8 protein-coding genes are annotated in these 9548 nt (G+C 64.7%); 5 read left to right on the top strand and 3 right to left on the bottom strand.

Features of this window, described 5'->3' with window-relative positions:
- Positions 1-65 precede the first annotated feature (65 nt).
- From IC232_RS24340 to gltX, 3 genes are all read left to right on the top strand, one after another.
- Positions 66-1451 carry a class II 3-deoxy-7-phosphoheptulonate synthase gene (locus IC232_RS24340; protein ID WP_190847545.1) on the top strand — a complete coding sequence of 462 codons (1386 nt, stop codon included), beginning with the start codon at positions 66-68 and terminating at the stop codon, positions 1449-1451.
- Positions 1452-1840: 389 nt separating this feature from the next.
- Entirely contained in the window at positions 1841-3574 is a 1734-nt protein-coding gene (locus IC232_RS24345) for an NAD+ synthase (protein ID WP_190847546.1), read from the top strand.
- Between the two features lie 219 nt (positions 3575-3793).
- The gene (gltX, locus tag IC232_RS24350) at positions 3794-5134 is read left to right on the top strand and encodes a glutamate--tRNA ligase (RefSeq protein WP_190847547.1); all 1341 of its coding nucleotides are present in this window, start codon (positions 3794-3796) and stop codon (positions 5132-5134) included.
- 119 nt (positions 5135-5253) lie between these two features.
- Here gltX and IC232_RS24355 read toward each other — a convergent pair whose 3' ends face one another.
- The 3 genes from IC232_RS24355 to IC232_RS24365 form a co-directional block, all read right to left on the bottom strand.
- A complete protein-coding gene (locus IC232_RS24355; RefSeq protein WP_190847548.1) occupies positions 5254-6015 on the bottom strand; it encodes an ABC transporter permease in 762 nt (253 codons plus the stop codon).
- Positions 6012-6983, bottom strand: a complete 972-nt coding sequence (locus IC232_RS24360; protein ID WP_210335488.1) for an ABC transporter ATP-binding protein — start codon at positions 6981-6983, stop codon at positions 6012-6014. The genes IC232_RS24355 and IC232_RS24360 overlap by 4 nt, the downstream gene beginning before the upstream one ends.
- A 175-nt stretch (positions 6984-7158) precedes the next feature.
- Positions 7159-8280: a DUF2865 domain-containing protein gene (locus tag IC232_RS24365; protein WP_190847549.1), complete on the bottom strand. Its 1122-nt coding sequence runs from the start codon at positions 8278-8280 to the stop codon at positions 7159-7161.
- A gap of 154 nt (positions 8281-8434) precedes the next feature.
- Between IC232_RS24365 and IC232_RS24370 the strand changes: the two genes are divergently transcribed.
- Both IC232_RS24370 and IC232_RS24375 read left to right on the top strand, forming a co-directional pair.
- Complete coding sequence (locus IC232_RS24370) at positions 8435-8818, top strand: VOC family protein (protein WP_190847550.1); 384 nt, start codon at positions 8435-8437, stop codon at positions 8816-8818.
- 62 nt (positions 8819-8880) lie between these two features.
- Positions 8881-9387: a CreA family protein gene (locus IC232_RS24375; RefSeq protein WP_190847551.1), complete on the top strand. Its 507-nt coding sequence runs from the start codon at positions 8881-8883 to the stop codon at positions 9385-9387.
- Positions 9388-9548 lie beyond the last annotated feature (161 nt).

The following is a 9548-nucleotide window of genomic DNA, read 5'->3' on the forward strand; positions in this document are numbered from 1 at the left end:
GCCGTTTCATGCCGCTTGTTGCGGCGCACGATGAGCATTGAAGAAAGGACACGGGGGTAAGTGTCATGACCGAGCGGTGGACGCCCGATAGCTGGAGAAACAAGCCGATCCAACAGGTTCCGGCCTATCCGGACCTTGAGGCGCTTGAGGGCGTCGAGCAGCAGCTTGCCGGTTTTCCCCCGCTCGTGTTTGCCGGCGAGGCCCGCAAGCTGAAGAAGACCTTGGCCAAGGTTGCCAAGGGCGAGGCCTTCCTGCTCCAGGGCGGCGACTGCGCCGAGAGCTTCGCCGAGCATTCGGCGGACAACATCCGCGATTTCTTCCGCCTGTTCCTCCAGATGGCCGTGGTGCTCACCTATGCGGGCGGCTCGCCCGTGGTGAAGGTGGGCCGCGTGGCCGGCCAGTTCGCCAAGCCGCGCTCGGCTCCGACCGAGACGATCGACGGGGTCGAGCTGCCGAGCTATCGCGGCGACATCATCAGCGACATCGCCTTCACGCCTGAAGCGCGCATGCCCGATCCGCGCCGCCAGCTCATGGCCTATCGCCAGTCGGCCGCGACCCTCAACCTGATCCGCGCCTTCGCGACCGGCGGCTACGCCAATCTCGAAAACGCCCATCGCTGGATGCTCGGCTTCGTGAAGGATTCGCCGCAATCCTCGCGCTACAGCGAGCTGGCCGAGCGCATCACCGAGAGCATCAACTTCATGCGGGCCATCGGGATCGATCCCGAGACCCATCCCGAGATGCGCTCGACGGATTTCTATACCAGCCACGAGGCGCTGCTGCTCGGCTACGAGGAGGCCATGACCCGGGTCGATTCCACGACCGGCGACTGGTACGCCACCTCCGGCCACATGCTCTGGATCGGCGACCGCACCCGCCAGCCGGATCACGCCCACATCGAATACATGCGCGGCATCCAGAATCCGATCGGCCTCAAATGCGGCCCGTCGCTCTCGGCCGATGGGCTGCTCAAACTCATCGACACCCTCAATCCGAAGGACGAAGCCGGACGCCTCACCCTGATCTGCCGCTTCGGCGCAGGCAAGGTGGCCGATCATCTGCCGGGCCTGATCCGCGCAGTCGAGCGCGAGGGACGCACGGTGGTGTGGTCCTGCGATCCGATGCACGGCAACACCATCAAGGCGGGCTCGGGCTACAAGACCCGGCCGTTCGAGCAGGTGATGAGCGAGGTGCAGGACTTCTTCGCCATCCACCAGGCCGAAGGCACGCATGCTGGCGGCATCCACCTGGAGATGACCGGCAAGAACGTGACGGAATGCACCGGCGGCGCCCGCGCTCTTACCGATGCGGATCTCTCCGACCGCTACCACACCTATTGCGACCCGCGCCTCAACGCCGAGCAGGCACTGGAAATCGCGTTCCTGACGTCGGAGCTCGTCAAGCGGGAGCGCCAGTCAAGGGAACGACCGACCGCCCTGGCGGCGGAATAACCAGCTGGATGATCTAAGAAAAAGGGGCGCCCGAGGCGCCCCTTTTTCTTTTACGCATACGCTACTCTACAAGTACTTGAGCTTAGCTCAGCCAGCCCATGAAGAAGAGAATAAGGATGATCGGCAGAGGAATGCCGATGAGCCAAAGCAAGCCACCTTTCAACATGTCAGTCTCCCGTGTAATTCGTGTTGGAACAACGAACTGGACAATAACGGGTTCCCACAAAGCTTGAGCTTTGCAGAGGTTCTTGAATCGGGAGGTCGCATCCTCGCAGAGGCTCATGCAAAGGAGCGGGACCAGCCCTGCTCACTGAGCGTTCAAGAGTTCATGGGAAAGCTCTACCCTCGCATTGCTGCGCACCCGGCTGCGCGCTAAATCTGCAGGTGCCATGGCTCAGAACATTCTCAAGATTGCGCTTGCGCAGCTCAACCCCATCGTCGGCGATGTGGCCGGCAACGAAGAGATGGCGCGCCAAGCCCGCGCCGAGGCGGCCCGGATGGGGGCCGACATCGTGATGTTCGCCGAGCAGTTCCTCGCGGGCTATCCCGCCGAGGACCTCGTGCTGAAGCCCGCCTTCCAGGACACCTGCCGTGCGGCTCTGGAACGGCTCGCCCGCGAGACTGCGGATGGCGGGCCCGGCATGCTCATCGGCCTGCCGTGGCGGGAGGAGGGGCTCCTCTACAATGCTTATGCGCTCCTCGACGGCGGCACGGTCTCCGTCCGCTTCAAGGTCGACCTGCCCAATTACGGCGTCTTCGACGAGAAGCGCAACTTCGAGGCCGGGCCCCTGCCGGGGCCGGTGAATTTCCGCGGCATCCGTCTCGGCCTTCCCATCTGCGAGGACATCTGGACCGGTGACGTGGTCGAGTGCCTCGCCGAGACCGGGGCCGAGATGCTGCTCGTGCCCAACGGCTCGCCCTATTGGCGCGGCAAGACGGAGGAGCGGTTCAACATCGCGGCTGCCCGCGTGACCGAGAGCGGCCTGCCGCTGGTCTATCTCAACCAGGTCGGCGGCCAGGACGAGCTCGTTTTTGACGGCGCCTCCTTCGTGCTCAACGCGGATTGCTCGCTCGCCTGCCAGTTGCCGGCCAACGAGGAGACCATCGCGCTCACCACCTGGGAGAAGGGCGAGGAGGGCTGGGTCTGCCGGGACGCTCCGGTGGTGACCGTGGAGGAGGGCGAGGAAGCCGATTACGCCGCCTGCGTGCTCGGCCTGCGTGACTACGTGGAGAAGAACCGCTTCCCCGGCGTGGTGCTGGGGCTGTCCGGCGGCATCGATTCCGCCATCTGCGCCGCCATGGCGGTGGATGCGCTTGGGCCGGAGCGGGTGCATTGCGTGATGCTGCCCTACCGCTACACGTCGGGCGAATCCCTCAAGGACGCCGAGGACTGCGCCAAGGCGCTCGGCGTGCGCTACGACATCCTGCCGATCGCCGAGCCCGTGGAGGGCTTTGAAGCCGCATTGCAGCCGTTGTTCGAAGGGCGGGAGCGGGACATCACGGAGGAAAACCTCCAGAGCCGCGCCCGCGGCACAATCCTGATGGCGATCTCGAACAAGTTCGGATCCATGGTGCTGACCACCGGCAACAAGTCGGAGATGTCGGTAGGCTACGCCACCATCTACGGCGACATGAACGGCGGGTTCAACCCGATCAAGGATCTCTACAAGATGGAGGTCTTTTCACTGTCGGCCCTGCGCAACCGCCGGAAGCCGAAGGGCGCGCTCGGCCCGGACGGCGTCGTCATCCCCGAAAACATCCTCACCAAGGCGCCCACGGCGGAGCTGCGCGAGAACCAAAAGGACCAGGATTCGCTGCCCCCATATGAAGACCTCGACGAGATCCTGCGCGGGCTCGTGGAGGAGGAGTTGCGCGTCTCCGAGATCGTGGCCAAGGGCTATGACCTGGAGGTGGTCAAGAAGGTGGAGCGCCTGCTCTACATCGCCGAGTACAAGCGCCGGCAGGCGGCGCCCGGCGTGAAGGTGACGCGCCGGAACTTCGGCCGCGACCGCCGCTACCCCATCGTCAACCGCTACCGCGACCAGGGACTGGCGGCGCACCAGAAGGACGAAGCCCTGGAACGCGCCATGGGCAAGCCGCGCACTGGGTCAATGGACGTGTAGGGCGCTTTCCCTCCCCCTTGCGGGGAGGGATGAAGGGTGGGGGTTGGGAAGTCAGAATGGTGTGCTTCTTTCAGAGCGCATGAAGGCTGCTACAGCACCTAACTGGTTCGACCCCTTACCTTGTCGCACCACCCCCACCCCTAACCCCTCCCCGCAAGGGGGAGGGGAATTGGAAGTCACCCCTTGCGCGCCTTCGCTCCCTTCGCCATAGCATTTTGCATGTCCAAGCCCATCGTCCGCTTCGCCCCGTCCCCGACCGGGCACATCCATATCGGCAACACCCGCGTCGCCCTGCTCAATGCGCTCTATGCGCGGCGCGAGGGCGGCACCTTCATCCTGCGCTTCGACGACACGGATGTGGCGCGGTCGAAGCAGGAATATGCGGATTCCATCGAGACCGATCTGCACTGGCTCGGCATCCCGCCCGACATGGTCGTGCGCCAGTCGGAGCGGTTCGCGCTCTATGATGCGGCCGCCGAGCAGCTGAAGGCGGCCGGGCGGCTGTACCCCTGCTTTGAGACCCAGGAGGAGCTGGAGTTCCGCCGCAAGCGCCAGCTCGCCCGCGGCCTGCCGCCGATCTACGACCGGGCGGCCCTGAAGCTCACGGACGACGACCGAGCCAAGCTGGAAAGCGAGGGCCGCAAGCCCCACTGGCGCTTCCGCCTGGAGCCGACGAACGTCGCCTGGGACGATCTCGTGCGCGGTCCTTGCCACGTGGATTGCAGCTCGCTGTCCGACCCGGTGCTGGTGCGCGAGGACGGCACCTATCTCTACACCCTGCCATCGGTGGTGGACGACATCGACCTCAAGATCACGCACGTGATCCGCGGCGAGGACCACGTGACCAACACGGCGGTGCAGATCCAGATCTTCGAGGCTCTGGGCGCCGGCTCACCCACCTTCGCCCACCACAGCCTGCTGATCACCGCGAGCGGCGAGGGGCTGTCGAAGCGCCTCGGCCATCTGTCCGTGAAGGGCCTGCGTGATGCAGGTCTCGAGCCGCAGGCGGTCGCTTCGCTGGCGGTGCTGGTTGGCTCGGCCGAGGCCGTGCGGCCCATTGCCGATCTCAACGAGCTCGCCAAGCTGATCGATTTCTCCCACATCTCCCGCGCGCCGGCGAAGTTCGACGAGAGCGAGCTGGAGCATCTGAATGCCCGCCTTATCCACGAGATGCCCTATGGGGTTGCCCGCGAGCGGCTGGCGCAGCTCGGTGCGGATGAGGGCGAGGCGTTCTGGAATGCGGTGCGCGGCAACCTGACGAAGGTTCGGGATGCGGCGGAATGGTCCAAGGTCGTGCGCGGACCCGTAACGCCGGTTATCGAGGACAAGGCCTTCATTGAGGCGGCCACTGCCGTTCTGCCGGAGGCTCCTTGGGATGCCGCCACCTGGAAGACCTGGACGGAAGCGGTGAAAGCCGCCACGGGCATGAAGGGTAAGGCGTTGTTCATGCCGCTTCGCCTCGCGTTGACCGGGCTCGACCATGGCCCCGAACTGGCATTGCTCCTGCCTCTGATCGGGCCGGAGCGGGCGAGGGCGCGGCTGGCCGGGCAGGCGGCTTAAAGGTCGCGCAGCTATCCCTTCATCGTCATACCCGCACTTGTTGCGGGCATCCACGTTTTTACGCGGCCAAAGACGTGGATGGTCGGGACGAGCCCGGCCATGATGGCGGGGGAAGCACTTTACGCCTTGATCCTGTAGCCCGTCCTGAAGATCCATCCGATGGCGGCGAGGCAGATCAGCATGAAGACCAGGGTCATGCCCAGGCTGATGCCCACCCCCACGTCGGCGACGCCGTAGAAGCTCCAGCGGAAGCCGCTCACCAGATAGACCACCGGGTTGAACAGGGCGATGGTCTGCCAGAAGGGCGGCAGCATGTTGATCGAGTAGAAGCTGCCGCCGAGAAACGCGAGCGGCGTCACGATCATGAGGGGCACGATCTGCAGCTTCTGGAAGCTGTCGGCCCAGATGCCGATGATGAAGCCGAACAGGCTGAAGGTAACGGAGGTCAGCACCAGGAAGGCGATCATCCACAAGGGGTGCTCAATGGAGAAATCCACGAAGAGCCGGGCCGTGATCAGGATGATGGTGCCGATGATGATCGACTTGGTGGCGGCCGCCCCCACATAGCCGATCACGGTCTCCACCGCTGAGATCGGCGCCGAGAGAACCTCATAGATGGTCCCGGTGAATTTCGGCATGTAGATGCCGAAAGAGGCGTTCGAGATGCTCTCGGTGAGGATCGAGAGCATGATCAGCCCCGGCACGATGAAGGCCCCGTAGCTCACGCCCTCGATGCTGGCCATGCGTGAGCCAATGGCCGAGCCGAACACGATGAAGTAGAGCGAGGTCGACAGCACGGGCGAGGCGATGCTCTGCATGATCGTGCGCCAGGTGCGCGCCATCTCGAAGAGATAGATGGCCTTGATGCCGTAGAAGTTCATGCGCGCCCCCGTACCAGGCTGACGAAAATCTCCTCCAGCGAAGACTCGGAGGTCTGCAAATCCTTGAAGTCGATGCCGTGCTCGTTCAGCCGGCGCAGGAGGCCCGCGATGCCCGTCTCCTGGCTTTGCGTGTCGAACGTGTAGACCAGATCGGCGCCGTCGGCGGAGAGCTGCAGGTTGTCCGCTTGCAGCCCGGGCGGCAGACTCGAAAGCGGGGTCTGCAGGTGCAGGGTGAGCTGCTTCTTGCCCAGTTTCTGCATCAGCACATGCTTGTCCTCGACCAGGACGATCTCGCCCTTGTTGATCACCCCGATCCGGTCGGCCATTTCCTCGGCCTCCTCGATATAGTGGGTGGTCAGGATGATGGTGACGCCGTTCTCCCTTAAGCCCCGGACCATCTCCCACATGTCCCGCCGCAGTTCCACATCGACGCCGGCGGTGGGCTCATCGAGGAACAGGATCGTGGGCTCGTGCGACAGCGCCTTGGCGATCATCACCCGGCGTTTCATGCCGCCCGAGAGCGTCATGATCTTGCTGTCGCGCTTCTCCCAGAGGGAGAGGTCCTTGAGGATCTTCTCGAGATAGGCCGGGTTCGGCGGCTTGCCGAAGAGGCCCCGGCTGAACGTCACCGTCGCCCACACGCTCTCGAAGGCATCGGTGGTGAGCTCCTGCGGCACGAGCCCGATCTTCGTACGGGCCGGCCGGAAATCCCGGATGATGTCATGGCCATCCGCGACAACGGTTCCGGTGCTCGGATTGACGATGCCGCAGATGATGCTGATCAGCGTCGTCTTGCCGGCGCCGTTGGGACCTAGGAGCGCGAAGATCTCGCCCTTCCGGATCTCCAGGTCGACCTTTTTCAGGGCCTGGAAGCCCGAGGCATAGGTCTTGGTCAGACCCGAGACGGTGATGATCGGGTCAGACGCGCCCGCAGGACGGGGCATCTCAAGGGAATCGAGCGGTTTCATGCCGGGGTGATAGCATGGCCGGACGCGAGGCGGAATGGATGCGCTTGACCGCCGCTGTCATCCCCGGCGGCCGAAGGCCGGGAAGGGAATCTACGATGGAGCGTAGCGCCATGGATTCCCTTTCCCTCCGCTGCGCTCCGGCCGGGAATGACAGGCTGTGCTTGGTTCAGAACGATCAGTTCTGAACGTTCGGCACCGGGATCACGTCAGGGGCGATCACGCGCACGGTCTTCTTCTGGCCATTGCTGGCGGCGACCTCGCGCTTTGCGCCTTCACCCTGGCGGACCACGGTGCTGTTCTCGATCGATTGCGGGCCGATGCCGGCCGATTCCTTGCTTGCGGTCGGCGCGGCGGCGGCGATCTCGGCGGCCTCCTTGGCCTCTTCCTCGGCCTTCTTGTCGGCGGCCTTGCGGGCGGCCTGCACCTTGGGTCGCGACAGCTCCTCGGCCTTCTCGGCGGTGACGATCAGGTCGCCCTTGCGCTGCTCGAGCATGCTCTCGGCCTTGCGCAGCACCACCGCCCAGCTCTCGTTGGGCTTTTTGCAGGCGCAGCTCTCGTCGAAGCTCTTGCGGAACTTGAAGGCGTTCGCCAGCGACGTATAGGGCTGGTTCGAGGAGAGCGAGGCCGCCCGGTTGAGGCCGTTGTCGCCGCCCGGATAGGCGAAGGCCGTGGTCTCCGTGCCGGGGCAGAGGGCCTGGCACATCTCGTTGGCGCTCTGGCCGCCGCCCGGCGGGGTCGTAAGCGGGAAGAAGGACCCGTCGCAGGTCTTCACGCAGATCAGGCGCCCACCGCCGAGAGAGCGCGGCTCGTCATCGGCGATGATCGGCTGGCCCTCGGGCATGACCTGCTGCTGCTGTTGCTGGCGCGGGGCGCCGAACAGCGATTCGAAGAAGCCGCGGGGCTCCGTGGAGCACGTCTGCTGGACCGCAGCCTGGAGCTGCCGGCGCCGGGCTTCGATATCCCCCTGTTCGGCTCCCTGAGCAGCCAGGCGGGCATAGCCGCCCTCGAGCTGGCGGATCTGCGCGGCGATGGAGCCGCATTCCGCAGGGGCAGGGCCTGCCAGGAAGCCGAGAGGGCCGCGCTCGCAGCCGATATTGCGGTAATAGGTGACGAGCCGGTTGATCTCCGCCCGCTGGGCGCGCATCTGGCCGGTCGGCGCGCTGCCGCCGCTGCGCTCCAGGGACGCCAGTTCGGCCTGGAAGCGCTGGCACTGCGCGGACTGGGGGAGCGCCGCCTGTCCGGCAGCCAGAAAGGCCGTCACGGCGATGAGGGAGCGCAGAAATGATGTCTTTGTCATGAAGCTGATCGCAGAACCGGTCCGTTGGGCATCATATGCCGGGTTGGCTCGTCATGTGACGCCCGAATTTGACCCTATTGTGTTTAACGCCTTGCCCGCTCCAAGAGAAGCTGTCTAGCTTTCCCTGAAGAGCGACCCTGAGACGAGATCCAGCATGTACTCCCATATGACCATTGGGGCAAATGACCTTGCCCGGGCGCGGGCCTTCTACGATGCCGTCTTCGCGCCGCTCGGGCACGAGGTGCGTTACGCGGACGACATGCTCGTCGGGTGGGAAGCGCCCGGTGGCCCGCCGCAGTTCCTGTTGGCGCGGCCTTTCAACGGCGAGGCGCCGAGCGTCGGCAACGGGGCCATGATCGCAATGCAGGCGCCCAAGCGCAGCGTGGTCGATGCGTGCCATGCCGCAGCCCTGGAGCAGGGCGGGGCGGATGAAGGCAGCCCGGGCCTGCGCCCGCACTACCATCCGAACTACTACGAGGCCTATTTTCGCGATCTCGACGGCAACAAGATCTGCGTGATTTGCCATCAGGCCGAATAGCCTCTCGTCAAAGCTCTCAACCATCCCCACATGACAGCGTAACGGTGGGAGATGAACCGACGATGCTTGCCCGAATCGCCCTAGGCCTGACCCTTGTTTTGGCTGCCGCCACCGGCGCCGCGGCTCAGGAACCCGACCTGATCTTCAAGAAGTCCACGGTCTGGCGGGCGCTCACCCCGGACGACAAGCTCGCCGTCTATGGGCTCGACGATCCCGTCGTCGAGGGCGTGGCCTGCCACTACACGACCCCGGAGCGCGGCGGCATCGCCGGCACCTTCGGCGTGGCCGAGGAGGTGTCGGACATCTCGCTCGCCTGCCGGCAGGTCGGGCCCGTGAAGTTCAAGCAGAAATTCGGCCAGGGCGACGTGGTGTTCAGCGAGCGGCGCTCCCTCATTTTCAAGAAGATGCAGATCGTGCGCGGCTGCGACGTGAAGCGCAACACTCTGGTCTACATGGTCTACTCGGATCGGGTCATCGAGGGCTCGCCCAAGAACTCCACCTCGACCGTGCCTCTGATGCCCTGGGGCACCGAAGTGCCGCCGAAATGCGGGGAATGGATAAATCAGTAGCGGTCAGCGACGGCTTGTTTTCAGTAAACTTATCCTCTCACCTCATCCTGAGGAGGCCGCAGAGCGGCCGTCTCGAAGGAACTTCTAGAGCAACGGCAGTTCTGACGGAGTCGTTGGGGCTATGCGGCGTGGTGGCTTCGTGATTCACTCATCTTGACCCT

Source organism: Microvirga sp. (assembly GCF_014699075.1).
Classification (GTDB): domain Bacteria; phylum Pseudomonadota; class Alphaproteobacteria; order Rhizobiales; family Beijerinckiaceae; genus Microvirga.

Coding starts and splice junctions, on each gene's coding strand:
- IC232_RS24370 (WP_190847550.1), top strand. CDS start 8,435: ATGTACTCCCATATGACCATTGGGGCAAATGACCTTGCCCGGGCGCGG.
- IC232_RS24375 (WP_190847551.1), top strand. CDS start 8,881: ATGCTTGCCCGAATCGCCCTAGGCCTGACCCTTGTTTTGGCTGCCGCC.
- IC232_RS24355 (WP_190847548.1), bottom strand. CDS start 6,015: ATGAACTTCTACGGCATCAAGGCCATCTATCTCTTCGAGATGGCGCGC.
- IC232_RS24345 (WP_190847546.1), top strand. CDS start 1,841: ATGGCTCAGAACATTCTCAAGATTGCGCTTGCGCAGCTCAACCCCATC.
- IC232_RS24340 (WP_190847545.1), top strand. CDS start 66: ATGACCGAGCGGTGGACGCCCGATAGCTGGAGAAACAAGCCGATCCAA.
- IC232_RS24360 (WP_210335488.1), bottom strand. CDS start 6,983: ATGAAACCGCTCGATTCCCTTGAGATGCCCCGTCCTGCGGGCGCGTCT.
- gltX (WP_190847547.1), top strand. CDS start 3,794: ATGTCCAAGCCCATCGTCCGCTTCGCCCCGTCCCCGACCGGGCACATC.
- IC232_RS24365 (WP_190847549.1), bottom strand. CDS start 8,280: ATGACAAAGACATCATTTCTGCGCTCCCTCATCGCCGTGACGGCCTTT.